The sequence below is a fragment of the Pseudomonas sp. MBLB4123 genome, assembly GCF_051904775.1.
Taxonomy (GTDB): domain Bacteria; phylum Pseudomonadota; class Gammaproteobacteria; order Pseudomonadales; family Pseudomonadaceae; genus Aquipseudomonas; species Aquipseudomonas benzenivorans_B.
In genome coordinates, this window is the sequence record NZ_CP196711.1 from 3,730,915 (window position 1) to 3,746,501 (window position 15,587).

Consider the following 15,587-nt stretch of genomic DNA (forward strand, 5'->3'; position numbering starts at 1 on the left):
GCCCGAACGGGCGGCTTTTTTCTGCCGGCTGCCGAGCCGGCGTCAGCCAGGATCGCGCCCTCGTCTGGGGGGGCATACCGCGCGGCGGCAAAATAAGCGGAAAAATTTTAGGCGGCTCTGTCGATTGTGCGGTTCGCCCTTCGACCATGGAGCAGAACCGGTGGTGAGGCCCCGGCATCCGCACCGGTCCTTCAACCCTTTGCCGCAGGAGGCAAGAGCATGCGATTCATGGTGATAGTCAAGGCCAGTCAGGCATCCGAGGCGGGCGTGATGCCCAGCGAAGAGCTGTTGGCGGCGATGGGCCGTTATAACGAGGAGCTGGTGGCAGCCGGCGTACTGTTGGCCGGCGAGGGCCTGCACCCGAGCGCCAAGGGCGCGCGCGTACGATTTTCCGGTGAGCAGCGGCAGGTGATCGCCGGTCCGTTCGCCGAGACCAAGGAGCTGATCGCCGGCTACTGGCTGTTCCAGGTCGAGTCGCTGGAGGAGGCGGTCGAATGGGTCAAGCGCTGCCCCAACCCGATGCCCGGGGAGTCGGAGATCGAGATCCGCCAGCTGTTCGAGGCCGAGGATTTCGGCGCCGAACTCACCCCCGAGTTGCGCGAGCAGGAAGAGCGCATCCGCGAACAGATTGCCCGCCAGCAGTGACCCTCTGACCGAGCGACGGAGTCAAACATGAACATCAATCCCTACCTGACCTTCGATGGCGACTGCGAGGCCGCCTTCAGCTTCTATGCGCAATGCCTGGGCGGCACCCTCCAGGCGCTGCTGCGCTTCGGCGAAACCCCGGCCGGCGCCGAGGTGCCGGCGGATTGCCGCGACAAGGTCATGCACGCCTGCCTGATGTGGGGCGATCAGGCCTTGATGGGCTCGGACTGCCACCCCGCGCAGCCCTACGAGCCCATCCGCGGCTGCTGGGTGACCCTGCATCCAGGCGGCGTGGCGGAGGCCGAGCGGATCTTCGCCGCCCTGGGCGAAGGGGGCAGCGTGCAGATGCCGCTGCAGCAGACCTTCTGGGCGGAGCGCTTCGGCATGCTGGTCGACCGCTTCGGCGTGCCCTGGATGATCAACTGCGCGCCGGCTAGCTGATCGCCAGGCCTAGCTACGGTCGGCGAGCACGCCGATGAGGAAGAACGACAGCAACAGCACCGGTGCCAGGGTGTAGTTGTTGAAGTGGCCGAGGCCCTGGGCCAGCCAGGGGGTGAGGAAGACCATCGCCAGGCCGTAGCCGACCGCACAGAGCAGCACGAACAGCAGGGTGCGCAGGAAGAAGTTGAGGCCGCCGATGCTGCGCTGCACCCAGGCGTTGATGGCGGGGCCGAACAGCACCAGCAGGGTGGCCATGATCGCCAGGGAGATGTCGTACAGATGGCCACGGCTCCAGCGTGACAGGGTGGCGATCAGTTCGAGTAGCAGGTCCATGCGGGGTCCTTAGCGCCGCGGGCGCGCGATGTGCCGGTCAGGGCAGGAAGTGTTGCAGCAGGTCGTTGAGGAACAGCTGGCCCTCGCGGGTCGCGCGCAGCCGCGCCGGGTCGCCGTGCAGCAGGCCACGGCGCTCGGCCTCGCCGCGCGCCTCGGCGAGCAGCGCCTGGGGCAGGCCGGTGCGCTCGGTGAACAGGCTGCTGGCCACGCCATCGGTGAGGCGCAGCACGTTCATCAGGAACTCGAAGGGCAGCTCGTCCGGGCCCAGCACCCGCTCGCCGGCGCTGAAGCGCTTGCCGGCATCCAGGTAGTCCTTGGGCAGGCGGGTCTTCCAGCTGCGCTTGATCAAGCCCTGTGGGCTGCTCAGCTTGGCGTGGGCGCCGGCGCCGATGCCGAGGAAGTCGCCGAAGGTCCAGTAGTTGAGGTTGTGCCGCGCCGCCTTGCCCGCTTGGGCATAGGCCGACACCTCGTACTGGGCATAGCCGTGCTCGGCCAGCAGGGCCTGGCCGGCTTCCTGGATGTCCCAGAGGATGTCGTCCTCCGGCAGCGTCGGCGGCTGATTCCAGAACACCGTGTTCGGCTCCAGGGTCAGCTGGTACCAGGACAGGTGGGTCGGCGCCTGGGCGAGGGCGATTCGCAGGTCGCCCAGGGCGTCGTCCAGGGACTGCTCCGGCAGGCCGTGCATCAGGTCCAGGTTGAAGTTGTCGAAGCCGGCGGCGCGGGCCATGTCGGCGGCGCGGATGGCCTCCTCGCCGTCGTGGATGCGCCCCAGGGCCGCCAGCTTCTCGGCCTGGAAGCTCTGCACGCCGATCGACAGGCGATTGATGCCGAGCGCGCGGTAGGCGCTGAACTTGGCCTGCTCGAAGGTGCCGGGGTTGGCCTCCAGGGTGATCTCGATGTCGGCGGCGAAGGGCACGCGGCGCTCGATGCCTTCGAGCAGGCGGCCGAGGGCCAGGGCGGAGAACAGGCTGGGGGTGCCGCCGCCGAAGAAGATCGAGGTCAGCGGGCGGCCGTGGACCTGGTCCAGGTCTTCATCGAGATCGGCGAGCAGGGCGTCGACGTACGCCTGTTCCGGCAGGCTCGGGCCGGCGGCGTGGGAATTGAAGTCGCAGTAGGGACACTTCTTCACGCACCAGGGGATGTGGATATAGAGGGCCAGCGGGGGCAGCCGAAAGCCCCCGTCCGGGGAGCGCTTCATGCCAGCCCCAGGCGCTGCTTGAGCAAGGCCATGGCGCGGGCGCGGTGGCTGAGCTGGTTCTTCAGGGACGGGGGCAGTTCGGCGCTGGAGCACTGCCGTTCCTCGACCCAGAACAGCGGGTCGTAGCCGAAGCCCTGGTCGCCGCGCGCCTCGTGCAGGATGCGCCCGTGCCACAGGCCTTCGCAGAGGATCGGCAGCGGGTCTTCGGCGTGGCGCAGCAGGGCCAGGGCGCAGACGAACTGGGCGCCGCGCTGGGCATCGGGTACCGCTTTGAGGGCCTCGAGCAGCTTGGCGTTGTTGGCCGCATCGCCCTGGCCGTCGGCGTAGCGCGCCGAATAGATGCCCGGCGCGCCGCCGAGAAAGTCCACCGCCAGGCCGGAGTCGTCGGCCAGGGCCGGCAGGCCGGACACCCGCGCGGCGTGGCGGGCCTTGAGGATGGCGTTCTCCACGAAACTCAGGCCGGTTTCTTCGGGTTCGACGCTGCTGAACTCGCCGACCGAGCGCACGCGCACGACGTCGCCGAGCATGGCCTGGAGTTCCTTGAGTTTGCCGGCGTTATGGCTGGCGAGTACGAGTTCGCTGAAGGGCATCATTCGTCGGGGAAGAATTCCTGGTTGAAGTCGAAGCTGTGGGCGACGCCGTCGCCGGCCTGGACGCTGATGGTGAAGCGCAGCACCTCGCGGTTCTCGAAGGGGAACTGCGCCAGGTAGTAGATCGCCGTGCCTTCGTTGACCTGCTTGAACTTCAAGGGGTAGCTCTGTCCGAGCAGGTTCTTCACCGCGCCGTCGACATTGGCGGCCATGGGCGCGCCGGCCTTGAGCACGGAGATGTTGACCACGCCCCGGCTCTTGCTGCGCACCAGGCCGGCGGCTGCGGCGATCTCGGGCTGGAGAAAGCCGGAATTGAAGGCGATGTAGTGCACGTCCAGCTCACCGAAACTCTGCTTGCGCTCGGCAAGCGCCGGCAGGCTCAGGCACAGGGCGATAAATAGAATGGCGATGCGGCGCATGGTGGCTCTCCTGCAAGGTTGGCCCTGGAATGGCGCACGGCTCAGCCGGCGCTCTGCGCATCCAGGGCGGTGGGCCCGCTGATTCGGTAGATGCCGATCTCACCTAACAGATTAGGCCAAATCCGGCTGGCCCAGCCGTGGCGATGGTCGCGGTCCACCGCCAGGCGCTCCTGCACCCGGGCATTCTGCGCATGGCACAGGCGCTCGAAATCCTCGAAGGTGCAGAAGTGGATGTTCGGCGTGTTGTACCAGGTGTAGGGCAGGAAGTCGGAGACCGGCATGCGCCCCTTGCTGGCCAGGTACCAGCGGCAGCGCCAGTGGCCGAAGTTGGGGAAGGTGATGATGCAGGTGCGGCCGACCCGCAGCATTTCCGCCAGAACCCTGTCGGGGTAGTGCAGGGCCTGCAGCGACTGGGTCATCACCACCACGTCGAAGCTGTCGCTGGCGAAGTTGCCCAGGCCCTGGTCGAGGTTCTGCTCGACCACGTTGACGCCGCGCTCGATGCAGCGGGCGATCTTCTCTGGGTCGATCTCCAGGCCGTAGCCGCTGACCTGCTTGTTGTCGCGCAGCCAGGCCAGCAGCTCGCCGTCGCCGCAGCCGAGGTCGAGCACGCGGCTGCCGGCGGGAATCCACTCCTGGATGATGTCCAGATCCGCTCTCATGGGTGCCTCATACTGCAATTCGGTTCATATAGCTGGAGAAGGCCTGCAGGTAGCGCGGGATCGGCATGAGGAAGGCGTCGTGGCCCTGGGGGGCGTCGATTTCCAGGTAGCAGACGTTCTTGCGCGCGGCCATCAGCGCATCGACGATCTCCCGCGAGCGCGCCGGGGAGAAGCGCCAGTCGGTGGTGAAGGAAATCACGCAGAAGTCCGCCGTCGCCGTGGCCAGGGTCCGGGCCAGGTCGCCCTCGAAGGCGGCGGCCGGGTCGAAGTAGTCCAGGGCCTTGGTCATCAGCAGGTAGGTGTTGGCGTCGAAGCGCCCGGAGAACTCCTCGCCCTGGTAGCGCAGGTAGCTCTCGACCTGGAACTCGACGCTGTGAAAGTCGTAGTTGAGCTTCTCGCTCTTCAGCCCGCGGCCGAATTTTTCGCCCATGGCGTCGTCGGACAGGTAGGTGATGTGGCCGACCATGCGCGCCAGCATCAGCCCGCGCCTGGGGATCACGCCCTGTTCCTGGAAGTGCCCGCCGTGGAACTCCGGGTCGGTGAGGATGGCCTGGCGCGCCACCTCGTTGAAGGCGATGTTCTGCGCCGACAGCTTGGGCGCCGAGGCGATCGCCAGGCAGTGGCGCACCCGTTCCGGGTAGCTGATGGTCCACTGCAGGGCCTGCATGCCGCCGAGGCTGCCGCCGATTACGGCGGCCCACTGCTCGATGCCCAGGGTATCGGCCAGGCGCGCCTGGCTGTGCACCCAGTCTTCCACCGTCATCACCGGGAAGTCGGCGCCGTAGGGCTTGCCGGTGGCCGGGTTGAGGCTGGAAGGGCCGGTGGAGCCGTTGCAGCCGCCGAGGTTGTTCAGGCTGACGACGAAGAACTTGTCGGTGTCGATCGCCTTGCCCGGGCCGATGCAGCTGTCCCACCAGCCGGGCTTGCGGTCGTCCGGGCTGTGGTAGCCGGCGGCATGGTGGTGGCCGGAGAGGGCGTGGCAGATCAGCACCGCATTGCTGCGCGCCGCGTTCAGTCGACCATAGGTCTCGAAGATCAGCTGGTAGTCGGCCAGGCTGCGTCCGCAGGCCAGGGTCAGGGGCGCGGCGAACTGCACCACCTCGGGCGTCACCAGGCCAACGGAATCTGGAGGAAAGGCAGTCGGCATCGACCCTGCTCGCGAAATCGGAAGAAAAACGAAGTGCAGCAGTCTAAAGAGCGCCGCTGCCTGCGGCAAGCACAGGGGCGGCGCGCTGGGGCCGGGTCACGACTAGTCGGTGGCGCCAAGGGCGCGGCGGGCCCCCGGCAGGCTGACCACCTTGCCTTGGCGTTGCACAGGCGCCGGCCGGCGCAGGGCCCGGAGCATCTCGCCGGCCTGGGCCAGCTGCTGCTGCAATTCGTCGCGGTAGTGCGCCAGCCGCTGGGTGCGCTGGCGGCTCTGCTGGGTGTCCTGGGCCAGGGCCTTGAGCCGCAGCATATGGGTCTCCAGCAACTGCTTGTGCTCCAGGCTGTGCTGCATCAGCGGCATCAGGGCCTCGCCGGCCCAGTGCTCGGCATCCTGGCGCAGGCGCTGGTGCAGGCCGACGACCTCCTGTGCCAGGGTGGCGAAGAAGCGCCGGGTCAGGCTGCGCTGCTCGGTGAGCAGGGTCTTGAGGTGCAGGCGGAACTGGTCGGCCTTGGCCCGCAGCCGCTCGAGTTCGCGCTGGTAGCGCTCGAGGTCGAACTGCGGCGCGTCGACCCCGTGCAGCGGGTTCTCCTCGTTGTGCCGGCAGTAGATGGCGGCGACCATGCGGTTGGCCATCTCGGCCTCGTGGGCCAGGCTGTGCAGGTCGCTCTGCACCGCGCGGAAGAAGTGCAGGATGGCCTGGTTGATGCCCAGCGTGGTCCAACTGCCGGTGAGGTGGCGCCGGACCCTGTCCAGGTGCTGCTCGAGACGTTCGGGGCGCACCGCGGCGCGCAGCAGGTCGCCCTGACGTTTGAGCAGGCGCTGGTTGGTCTTCAGGCCGAGCAGGCGCCTGTGGTGCAGGCCGTGGTCTGCCTTGGTCTTGGCGGTCAGCTCGAACAGCAGCTGGCCGTTGTCCTGTTGCTGGTTGCTGAGCAGGGTCTGCTGCTCCTTGACCTTCTCCAGGCGCAGGCCGAGCACGTGCTGGCTGTTGTGTAGCAGGGCCAGCACCTGATTGACCACGCGATCCTCGAGCAGGCGCTCCTTCTGCGCGACGATGCGTTCGCACAGCAGGGTTTCCAGGCCGTTCATCTGGCTGCGGACGAGCAGCGCCGGGTCCTTGCGCACCTTGGCCAGCAGGGCCTGCTTGGCCGACAGCGGCAGCACTTCCTCGGGGCGGATGCCGAGTTGCTTGGCGGTACTGGCCTGGATTCGGCCGATGGCGTTCTGCACGAAGGCCTCGCCGGCCAGGTCGTCCCAGAGTGCGTCGATCTTGTTGAGCACGGCGAACAGGCTGGTCTGGGTGTCGTCGTCGAGCTGGCGGATATGTTGTTGCCAGATCGCCATGTCGCTGGCGCTGACGCCGCTGTCGGCCGACAGCAGGAAGATGATCGCCTGGGCGCTGGGCAGCATCGACAGGGTCAGCTCCGGCTCGCTGCCCAGGGCGTTGAGGCCCGGCGTGTCGAGGATGCGCAGGCCCTGGCGCAGCAACGGGTGGTCGAAGTTGATCAGGGCGTGGCGCCAGGCCGGTACCAGCACCTGGCCGGGCTTGCCGGTGCTCTCCAGCATGTCCGGGTGGAAACCCAGCTGAATCGCCTGTTCCACCGGCATCGGCTTGGTCCGGGCGACCTGGGCGAAGGCCTGGGCCATGTTGTCCGGGTCGCTGGGGTCCAGGGGGATGTTCACCCAGTGCCGGGGAATGCGCTTGAACTGCGAGACATTGGCCTCGGAGAGGCGCGTCTCGATGGGCAGCAGGCGGATATAGGCACGCTCCGAGCGCGGATCGAAGTACAGCTCGGTGGGACACATGGTGGTGCGCCCGGCCTGGGACGGCAGCATGCGCTGACCGTACTCGGAGAAGAACAGGGCGTTGATCAGTTCGGTCTTGCCGCGGGAGAACTCGCCGACGAAGGCCAGGGTGATGTGGTCGGTGCGCAGCAGGCGCAGGGCGCGCTCGAGTTTGGCTTCCACCGCCTCGGAGCCGAGGCGGTTGGTCACCAGCCAGCTGCGATAGCGGCTGATCTCGCGCATCAGCTCGCGCTTCCAGGTGACGTAGGCATCGACCTGCTGACTGAGACGTTCCATGCTCATCCTGGCGTTCCTCTCGGTAGCGCGCCCTCGAACGGCGGCCCGGCGCAGGTCTCGTCCGGGCCATGGGGCCGCGCTGCACGCGCAGGCCTGGCGGGCATTATGCGGGGCGGTTGGCTGGCGTCAATTGGCCAGCGCCACGCTCCCGCCTGGTGGTCGCCCAGGCGGGCCGAACGGTCGGGCCGCGGGGCGGCGCGGTTGGGCTTCAGATCGCCAGGCTGAGGCCCTGGTACATGCCGGTCATCACCGCCAGGTTGCGGATCACCAGCATGTCGATCAGGTTGAGTGCCAGGAAGGCGACGATAGGCGACAGGTCCAGACCGCCCATGCTCGGCATGAAGCGGCGGATCGGCATCAGCAGCGGCTTGCAGATCTGCTGGATCAGCTCGACCGCCGGGTTGTGGCTGCCCTGGGCGACCCAGGAGAGGATCACGCCGATGATCAGGGCGAAGAAGAACACCTTGAGGAACAGGGCGGTGACGCCGATGATCGACCAGACCAACAGCTGCAGCGGGTTGCCGGTGCCGTAGCCCATCAGCATCAGGGTCAGGGTCATCAGCAGCAGCTGGACCAGGATCGCCAGCACCAGCGAGGCCAGGTCCAGGCCGGCGAGGCCGGGGATGATCTTGCGCAGCGGCTTGAGCAGCGGCTGGGTGGCGCGCACGATGAACTGGCTGAGCGGGTTGTAGAAGTCCGCGCGCACCAGTTGCAGGATGAAGCGCAGCAGCACCACCAACAGGTACAGGCTGCCGAGGGTCTGCAGGATATAAACCGCAGCGGTGTTGAGTCCGATCATGGTTGGCTCCTTATTGGCCCAGCTGTTCGGCCAGCTCCGCCGAGCGGCGGGCGGCGGCATTCAGTGCTTGTTCGACCAGGGCCTCGAAGCCGCCGGCCTGGAAGCTGTTGATCGCCGCTTCGGTGGTGCCGGCGGGGGAGGTCACGCGGCGGCGCAGCTCGGCCGCGTCGACGTCGCTGGCCACCGCCATGCGCGCGGCGCCGAGGGCCGTGTGCAGGGTCAGCTGGGCGGCGGTGTCGCGCGGCAGGCCGAGCTTTTCGCCGGCGGCAGTCATCGCCTCGATCAACAGGAAGAAGTAGGCCGGACCGCTGCCGGACACCGCGGTGACCGCATCGATCAGCCGCTCTTCGTCCAGCCACAGGGCCAGGCCGACCGCGCTGAGCACCTGTTCGGCCTGCTGGCGCTGGGCCGCCGACACCCGGGCGTTGGCATACAGGCCGCTGACGCCCTGGCGCAGCAACGCCGGGGTGTTGGGCATGCAGCGCACGATGGCGCGCGGCCCCAACCAGTTTTCCAGGCTAGCGCAGGTGATGCCGGCGGCAACGGAGACGATCAGCTGGCCCTCTTTCAGGTGCGGCGCCAGGTCCAGGCACACGGCCTTGATCACCTGCGGCTTGACCGCCAGGACGATCAGCTCGGCGCCCTCGATGGCCTCGGCGTTGGCGGCGAAGGTGGCGATGTCGTGCTCGGCGGCGATCCTGGCGCGCTGTTCGGCGCCGTGGTCGCTGGCGCGGATGGCGTCGGGCGCGACGCCCTGGGCGAGCAGGCCGCCGATCAGGCTGGCGGCCATGTTGCCGGCGCCGATAAAGGCAATGCGTGGGTCGTTCATGTGGGCTTCCTTATTCAATGCGAGGGGGCGCCGTAGTCGCGGGCACCGAACAGGGCGGTGCCGATGCGTACCCAGGTCGCGCCCTCGCTGATGGCGGCCTCCAGGTCATGGCTCATGCCCATGGACAGGGTGTCGAGGTCGAGATTCAGCTGCTCTTGCAGCGTGCGCAGGCGGGCGAAGGCCGCGTGCTGCACGGCCGGGTCCGCGCTGGGTTCGGGAATGCACATCAGGCCACGCAGCCTGAGCCCGGGCAGCCGGGCGACCGCCTGGGCCAGGGCCGGCAGCTGCTCGGGGCTGCAGCCGGACTTGCTGGCCTCGCCGCTGACGTTGACCTGCAGGCAGAGGTTCAGCGGCGGCAGGTGTGCGGGACGCTGGGCGGACAGGCGTTCGGCGATCTTCAGGCGGTCCACCGAGTGCACCCAGGCGAAGTGTTCGGCGATGGCGCGGGTCTTGTTCGACTGGATGGGGCCGATGAAGTGCCAGGTCAGGTCCAGGTCGCCCAGTTCGGCCTGCTTGTCCAGGGCTTCCTGCAGGTAGTTCTCGCCGAAGTCGCACAGGCCGGCGGCGCGGGCCTGGCGGATCGCCGCGGCGGGTTTGGTCTTGCTCACCGCGAGCAGGCCGATCGTCGCACAATCGCGCTGCGAGGCTTGCGCCGCCTCACGGATGCGCGCTCCGACCTTTGCAATATTCTCTGCTATCGTGGACATTACTCGCGCTCTGTAGCCCCGGTCGTTCAGCGTTCGCGGCATTCTACCTGCTTGCTTGTCATTAGGGAGTCCCATGGATATCACCGAGCTGCTTGCCTTCAGCGCCAAGCAAGGCGCGTCGGACCTGCATCTCTCTGCCGGTCTGCCGCCGATGATTCGGGTCGACGGCGATGTGCGTCGAATCAACCTGCCGGCCCTGGATCACAAGCAGGTGCACGCGCTGATGTACGACATCATGAACGACAAGCAGCGCAAGGACTTCGAAGAATTCCTGGAAACCGACTTCTCCTTCGAAGTGCCCGGGGTGGCGCGCTTCCGGGTCAACGCCTTCAACCAGAACCGCGGCGCCGGTGCGGTGTTCCGGACCATTCCGTCCAAGGTGTTGACCATGGAAGACCTCGGCATGGGCGAGGTGTTCCGCAAGATCACCGACGTGCCGCGCGGCCTGGTGCTGGTCACCGGGCCCACGGGTTCGGGCAAGTCGACCACCCTGGCGGCCATGCTCGACTACCTCAACAGCACCAAGTACCACCATATCCTGACCATCGAGGACCCGATCGAATTCGTCCACGAGTCGAAGAAGTGTCTGGTCAACCAGCGCGAGGTGCACCGCGACACCCTGGGCTTCTCCGAGGCCCTGCGCTCGGCGCTGCGCGAAGACCCGGACATCATCCTGGTGGGCGAGATGCGCGACCTGGAGACCATCCGCCTGGCGCTGACCGCCGCGGAAACCGGCCACCTGGTGTTCGGCACCCTGCACACCACCTCGGCGGCCAAGACCATCGACCGGGTGGTCGACGTGTTCCCGGCCGAGGAAAAGTCCATGGTTCGTTCCATGCTCTCGGAGTCCTTGCAGGCGGTGATCTCCCAGACCCTGCTGAAGAAGATCGGCGGCGGCCGGGTGGCGGCCCACGAGATCATGATCGGCACCCCGGCGATCCGTAACCTGATCCGCGAGGACAAGGTGGCGCAGATGTATTCGGCTATCCAGACCGGCGGCTCGCTGGGCATGCAGACCCTCGACGCCTGCCTCAAGGGCCTGGTCGCCAAGGGCCTGGTCAGTCGCGAGAGTGCCCGGGAGAAATCCAAGAACCCGGAAAACTTCTGACACACTGTTTCCGTGTGCCGCCTGGTGCACGGGGATCGGCCAGCGACGGTTCGCGCGCTTCGGCGACTGGTCTTTGCTTAGGCGCGTGATGCAGATGGGCGAGACAACGCATGGAATTCGAGAAACTGCTGCGCCTGATGGTGGAAAAGGGCGGCTCGGACCTGTTCATCACCGCCGGTGTGCCGCCGTCGATGAAGGTCAACGGCAAGATCATGCCGGTCACCAAGAACCCGATGTCGCCGGAGCAGACCCGGGAAACCGTGTACGCGGTGATGAACGAGCAGCAGCGCCGGGAGTTCGCCGAGAATCACGAATGCAACTTCGCCATCAGCGCCCGCGGCGTGGGGCGTTTCCGCGTCAGCGCCTTCTACCAGCGCAACCTGGCGGGCATGGTGCTGCGCCGCATCGAGACCAACATCCCGACCCTGGATGACCTCAAGCTGCCGGAGGTGCTGAAGAAGCTGGCGCTGACCAAGCGCGGCCTGGTGCTGTTCGTCGGCGCCACCGGCACCGGCAAGTCGACTTCCCTGGCGGCGATGATCGGCTACCGCAACAAGAACAGCAGCGGCCACATCATCTCCATCGAAGACCCGATCGAATACATCCACCAGCACCAGAACTGCATCGTCACCCAGCGCGAGGTCGGGATCGACACCGAGTCCTACGAGGTGGCGCTGAAGAACACCCTGCGCCAGGCCCCGGACGTGATCCTGATCGGCGAGGTGCGCACCCGCGAGACCATGGATCACGCCGTGGCCTTCGCCGAGACCGGCCACCTGTGCCTGGCCACCCTGCACGCCAACAACGCCAACCAGGCGCTGGACCGGATCATCAACTTCTTCCCCGCCGACCGGCAGAACCAGGTGTGGATGGACCTGTCGCTCAACCTCAAGGCCATCGTCGCCCAGCAACTGGTGCCGACTCCGGACGGCAAGGGGCGGCGGGCGGTGATCGAGGTGTTGATCAACACCCCGCTGGCCGCCGACCTGATCCGCAAGGGCGAGGTGCACGAGCTCAAGGGTCTGATGAAGCGCTCCACCGAACAGGGCATGCAGACCTTCGACCAGGCGCTCTATGCCCTCTACAGCCAGGGCGAGATCACCTACGAGGATGCGCTGCTGTACGCCGACTCGGCCAACGACCTGCGCCTGATGATCAAGCTCGGCTCGGAAAGCGACGGCGACCACCTGGCCCAGCTGAGCGAGGGCCTGTCCCTGGAGACCGCACCGGAAGACCCGGGGCGGCGTTTCCGCTGAGCCGTTTGCCGCATAGACAGCCCGCACCCGCGGGCTTTTTTATCGGGCGCCCCCGCAAGCGGGGGGCCGGCCCATCCGCAGTAGCCTGCAACACAGGAGCACGGCATGGACGTAAGACAGGACACCCATAGCAAGGTCATCGGCTATCTGTTGTGGATATTCGGCTTCCTCGGTTCCCATCGCTTCTATTACGGCAAGCCGGTGACCGGCACCATTTGGTTCTTCACCCTGGGCCTGCTGTTTATCGGCTGGATCATCGACCTGTTCCTGATTCCGGCCATGGACCGCGAGGCCGATCTGCGCTTCACCGCCGGAGACGTCGACTACAACCTCGCTTGGATCCTGCTGACCTTCCTCGGCGTGTTCGGCGTGCATCGCATGTACCAGGGCAAGTGGCTCACCGGCATCCTCTACCTGTTCACCGGCGGCCTGTTCCTGGTCGGCGTGCTCTACGATTTCTGGACCCTGAACACGCAGATCTCGTTGAGAAACGCCGAGCGCAATTGACCCACGGCCAGAAAAAAGCCCGCCGATCGGCGGGCTTTTTCATGCGCGGGGCATCAGGCCTGGTAGCTGATGTGCCCGTCGACCAGGGTGTAGCGCACCGCGCCGGGCAGGCAGTGGCCGGTGAAGGGGCAGTTGCCGCCCTTGGAGTACCAGGTCTCGCCGGCCAGGGTCGAGGCTTGCGGATCGAACAGCAGCAGGTCGGCGGGGGCGCCCACCGCCAGGCGGCCCGCCGGCAGGCGCAGGGCGTCGGCCGGGCCGGCACCGAGGCGGGCGAGCAGCGTGGGCAGATCCAGCAAGCCGTCCTGGACCAGGGTCAGGGCCAGGGGCAGCAACAGCTGCACGCTGCTGATGCCCGGCTCGGTGGCGCCGAAGGGGGCCAGCTTGGCATCGCGCTCGTGGGGCTGGTGATGGCTGGCAATCGCCTGGATCACGCCGCTCTTCACCGCCTCGCGCAGGCCGTCGCGGTCGCGGCGGGTGCGCAGCGGCGGCTGCACATGGTAGAGGCTGGAGAAGCCGGCGAGGGCCTCGTCGGTGAGGATCAGCTGGTACAGGGCGACGTCGGCCGTGACCGGCAGGCCGCGGGCCTGGGCGTCGGCGATCAGCTCGGCGCCGCGGGCGCTGGTCAGCTGGCTGAAGTGGGCGCGCACGCCGGTCTGCTCGACCAGCAGCAGGTCGCGAGCCAGGGCCACGGTCTCGGCGGTCTCGGGGATGCCGGGCAGGCCGAGGAAGCTGGCGGTGGGGCCTTCGTGGGCCAGGCCGCCTTCGGCCAGGTCGTGGTCCTGGGAGTGGAAGATCACCGTCAGGTCGAAGGTGGCGGCGTATTCCAGGGCGCGGCGCAGGGTGCGGCTGCTGCGGAAGTTGTCCAGGCCGTTGCCGAAGGCCACGCAGCCGGCGTCGCGCAGCGCCACCAGCTCGGCCAGTTGCTCGCCGGCCAGTCCCTTGCTCAGGGCGCCGATGGGGAAGACCTTGGTGTGACCAGCTTCGCGGGCGCGGTCGAGGATCAGCTCGGCCACCGCCGAGGTGTCCAGCACCGGCTTGGTGAGGGGGGGGCAGCACAGGCTGGTGACGCCGCCGGCGGCGGCGGCCAGGGTCTCGCTGGCGATGCTGCCCTTGCGGCTGTAGCCCGGCTCGCGCAGGGCCACGGACAGGTCGACCAGGCCGGGGGCGGCCACCAGACCCTGGGCGTCCAGGGTCTGCTCGGCCGAGAAAGCGGCCGGTGCCTGGCCGATGCCGACCAGCTTGCCGTCTTCGATATAGAGGTCGGCCGGCTGGTCGAAGGCGCTGCTCGGGTCGATGACGCGGGCGCCGAGGATCGCGGTACGCATCAGTTGGGCTCCTCGGAGTTGAGTTGGCGCTGGGCGGTCTGCCCGCTCATGGCCATGGACAGCACGGCCATGCGGATGGCGATGCCGTAGGTGACCTGATTGAGGATCACCGACTGCGGGCCGTCGGCCACCGCCGACTCGATCTCCACGCCGCGGTTGATCGGCCCGGGGTGCATCACCAGGGCATCCGGCCTGGCCAGCGCCAGGCGCTGCTCGGTGAGGCCGAATAGGCGGTAGAACTCGCCCTCGCTGGGTAGCAGGCCGCCCTGCATGCGCTCGCGCTGCAGGCGCAGCATGATCACCACGTCGACATCCTTGAGCCCGGCGGCCATGTCGCTGTAGACGCTGACGCCGTACTGCTCGATGCCGACCGGCAGCAGGGTCTTCGGTGCGATCACGCGGATGTCCGGGCAACCCAGGGTCTTCAAAGCCAGCATATTGGAGCGGGCCACCCGCGAGTGCAGGACGTCGCCGACTATGGCCACCGAGAGATTCTCGAAGCCACCCTTGTGGCGGCGGATGGTCAGCATGTCCAGCATGCCCTGGGTCGGGTGGGCGTGGCGGCCGTCGCCGCCGTTGATGATGGCCACGTCCGGGCAGACGTGCTCGGCGATGAAGTGGGCCGCGCCGGAGTCGCTGTGGCGCACCACGAACATGTCGGCGGCCATGGCCTCGAGGTTGCGCAGGGTGTCGAACAGGGTCTCGCCCTTGCTGGTCGAGCTGGTCGATACGTTGAGGCTGATGACGTCGGCGGACAGGCGCTGAGCGGCCAGCTCGAAGGTGGTGCGGGTGCGCGTGGAGTTCTCGAAGAACACGTTGCATACGGTCTTGCCACGCAGCAACGGGACCTTCTTCACCGCGCGGGCGCCGACCTCGAGGAAGGAGTCGGCGGTGTCGAGGATCTCCGTCAGCAGCTCGCGGGGCAGGCCGTCGAGCGAGAGGAAGTGGCGCAGCTGACCTTGGTCGTTCAGCTGCAGCGGGCGCTGGGCATCAATCGGCGTCATCGCGGGGAGTCTCAGTTGGCGAGCGTCTGGAGTTCGAGGGTCAGCGGCGTGGGGCCGGACAATTTTACCCGCTGATCGCTGGCCAGCGACAGGGTGGCGCCGACCACGTCGGGACGTACCGGCAGCTCGCGGGCGTTGAGGTCGAGCAGGCTCACCAGGGTCACGCTGGCCGGGCGACCGTAGTCGAACAGCTCGTTGAGCGCGGCGCGGATGGTGCGGCCACTCATCAGCACGTCGTCGATCAGCACCAGATGCTGGCCTTCGATCTCGAACGGCAGCTCCGAGGGCTTGACCTGCGGGTGCAGGCCGCTCTGGGTGAAGTCGTCGCGGTAGAAGGATACGTCGAGGATGCCCAGTGGCTCGCGGCTGCCGAGGGTGTCGAGCAGGGCCTGGGCGACCCAGACGCCGCCGGTGCGGATACCGATGAAGCGCGGCGCGGCGATCTGTCGCTGGTTGAGGTGCTCGAGCAGGGCGCCGGCCATCTGCGGCAGCAATTCGGCGGGGTTGGGTAGGTTCATCGCAAGTTCCTTGTGGGCCC

The 15,587-nt window shown here is 67.6% G+C and carries 18 protein-coding genes; 5 read left to right on the plus strand and 13 right to left on the minus strand.

What is annotated here, in order from left to right:
* The first annotated feature begins 219 nt into the window (after positions 1-219).
* Both ACSX1C_RS17220 and ACSX1C_RS17225 read left to right on the plus strand, forming a co-directional pair.
* The gene (locus tag ACSX1C_RS17220) at positions 220-645 is read left to right on the plus strand and encodes a YciI family protein (protein WP_318644033.1); all 426 of its coding nucleotides are present in this window, start codon (positions 220-222) and stop codon (positions 643-645) included.
* A 27-nt stretch (positions 646-672) separates the two neighbouring features.
* The gene (locus ACSX1C_RS17225; RefSeq protein WP_439887161.1) at positions 673-1,086 is read left to right on the plus strand and encodes a VOC family protein; all 414 of its coding nucleotides are present in this window, start codon (positions 673-675) and stop codon (positions 1,084-1,086) included.
* 9 nt (positions 1,087-1,095) lie between these two features.
* Here ACSX1C_RS17225 and ACSX1C_RS17230 read toward each other — a convergent pair whose 3' ends face one another.
* The 10 genes from ACSX1C_RS17230 to ACSX1C_RS17275 form a co-directional block, all read right to left on the minus strand.
* Positions 1,096-1,419, minus strand: a complete 324-nt coding sequence (locus ACSX1C_RS17230; RefSeq protein WP_213641720.1) for a DUF3392 domain-containing protein — start codon at positions 1,417-1,419, stop codon at positions 1,096-1,098.
* 37 nt (positions 1,420-1,456) lie between these two features.
* On the minus strand, positions 1,457-2,617 hold the full coding sequence (gene hemW, locus ACSX1C_RS17235) for a radical SAM family heme chaperone HemW (protein WP_439887162.1): 1,161 nt from the start codon (positions 2,615-2,617) through the stop codon (positions 1,457-1,459).
* A complete protein-coding gene (gene rdgB, locus ACSX1C_RS17240) occupies positions 2,614-3,210 on the minus strand; it encodes an RdgB/HAM1 family non-canonical purine NTP pyrophosphatase (protein WP_369958561.1) in 597 nt (198 codons plus the stop codon). The genes hemW and rdgB overlap by 4 nt, the downstream gene beginning before the upstream one ends.
* Positions 3,207-3,626, minus strand: a complete 420-nt coding sequence (locus ACSX1C_RS17245; protein WP_439887163.1) for a DUF4426 domain-containing protein — start codon at positions 3,624-3,626, stop codon at positions 3,207-3,209. The genes rdgB and ACSX1C_RS17245 overlap by 4 nt, the downstream gene beginning before the upstream one ends.
* A 41-nt stretch (positions 3,627-3,667) precedes the next feature.
* Positions 3,668-4,288, minus strand: a complete 621-nt coding sequence (gene metW, locus ACSX1C_RS17250; RefSeq protein WP_439887164.1) for a methionine biosynthesis protein MetW — start codon at positions 4,286-4,288, stop codon at positions 3,668-3,670.
* 7 nt (positions 4,289-4,295) lie between these two features.
* On the minus strand, positions 4,296-5,435 hold the full coding sequence (gene metX, locus ACSX1C_RS17255; protein WP_439887165.1) for a homoserine O-succinyltransferase MetX: 1,140 nt from the start codon (positions 5,433-5,435) through the stop codon (positions 4,296-4,298).
* 102 nt (positions 5,436-5,537) lie between these two features.
* Entirely contained in the window at positions 5,538-7,520 is a 1,983-nt protein-coding gene (locus ACSX1C_RS17260; RefSeq protein ID WP_439887166.1) for a dynamin family protein, read from the minus strand.
* A 202-nt stretch (positions 7,521-7,722) separates the two neighbouring features.
* Entirely contained in the window at positions 7,723-8,313 is a 591-nt protein-coding gene (locus tag ACSX1C_RS17265; protein WP_439887167.1) for a YggT family protein, read from the minus strand.
* A 10-nt stretch (positions 8,314-8,323) separates the two neighbouring features.
* Positions 8,324-9,142 (minus strand): pyrroline-5-carboxylate reductase, encoded by an 819-nt coding sequence (gene proC, locus ACSX1C_RS17270; protein WP_439887168.1) that lies wholly within the window; start codon positions 9,140-9,142, stop codon positions 8,324-8,326.
* Positions 9,143-9,156: 14 nt separating this feature from the next.
* The gene (locus ACSX1C_RS17275; RefSeq protein ID WP_439887169.1) at positions 9,157-9,849 is read right to left on the minus strand and encodes a YggS family pyridoxal phosphate-dependent enzyme; all 693 of its coding nucleotides are present in this window, start codon (positions 9,847-9,849) and stop codon (positions 9,157-9,159) included.
* Between the two features lie 73 nt (positions 9,850-9,922).
* Here ACSX1C_RS17275 and pilT point away from each other — a divergent pair, with 73 nt between their 5' ends.
* From pilT to ACSX1C_RS17290, 3 genes are all read left to right on the plus strand, one after another.
* Entirely contained in the window at positions 9,923-10,957 is a 1,035-nt protein-coding gene (pilT, locus tag ACSX1C_RS17280) for a type IV pilus twitching motility protein PilT (RefSeq protein WP_318644021.1), read from the plus strand.
* Between the two features lie 110 nt (positions 10,958-11,067).
* Complete coding sequence (locus ACSX1C_RS17285; protein WP_439887170.1) at positions 11,068-12,213, plus strand: PilT/PilU family type 4a pilus ATPase; 1,146 nt, start codon at positions 11,068-11,070, stop codon at positions 12,211-12,213.
* Positions 12,214-12,318: 105 nt separating this feature from the next.
* Positions 12,319-12,720 (plus strand): NINE protein, encoded by a 402-nt coding sequence (locus ACSX1C_RS17290; RefSeq protein ID WP_439887171.1) that lies wholly within the window; start codon positions 12,319-12,321, stop codon positions 12,718-12,720.
* Positions 12,721-12,773: 53 nt separating this feature from the next.
* Here the strand turns inward: ACSX1C_RS17290 and ACSX1C_RS17295 are convergent, their stop codons facing one another.
* From ACSX1C_RS17295 to pyrR, 3 genes are read right to left on the minus strand one after another with little or no spacing between them, the layout of a single operon-like run.
* Positions 12,774-14,045 (minus strand): dihydroorotase, encoded by a 1,272-nt coding sequence (locus ACSX1C_RS17295; RefSeq protein WP_439887172.1) that lies wholly within the window; start codon positions 14,043-14,045, stop codon positions 12,774-12,776.
* Positions 14,045-15,049 (minus strand): aspartate carbamoyltransferase catalytic subunit, encoded by a 1,005-nt coding sequence (locus ACSX1C_RS17300; protein ID WP_318644017.1) that lies wholly within the window; start codon positions 15,047-15,049, stop codon positions 14,045-14,047. Before ACSX1C_RS17300 ends, ACSX1C_RS17295 begins: the two co-directional genes overlap by 1 nt.
* An 11-nt stretch (positions 15,050-15,060) precedes the next feature.
* Positions 15,061-15,567, minus strand: coding sequence for a bifunctional pyr operon transcriptional regulator/uracil phosphoribosyltransferase PyrR (pyrR, locus tag ACSX1C_RS17305; RefSeq protein ID WP_439887173.1), 507 nt, complete (start codon positions 15,565-15,567; stop codon positions 15,061-15,063).
* Positions 15,568-15,587: the final 20 nt, after the last annotated feature.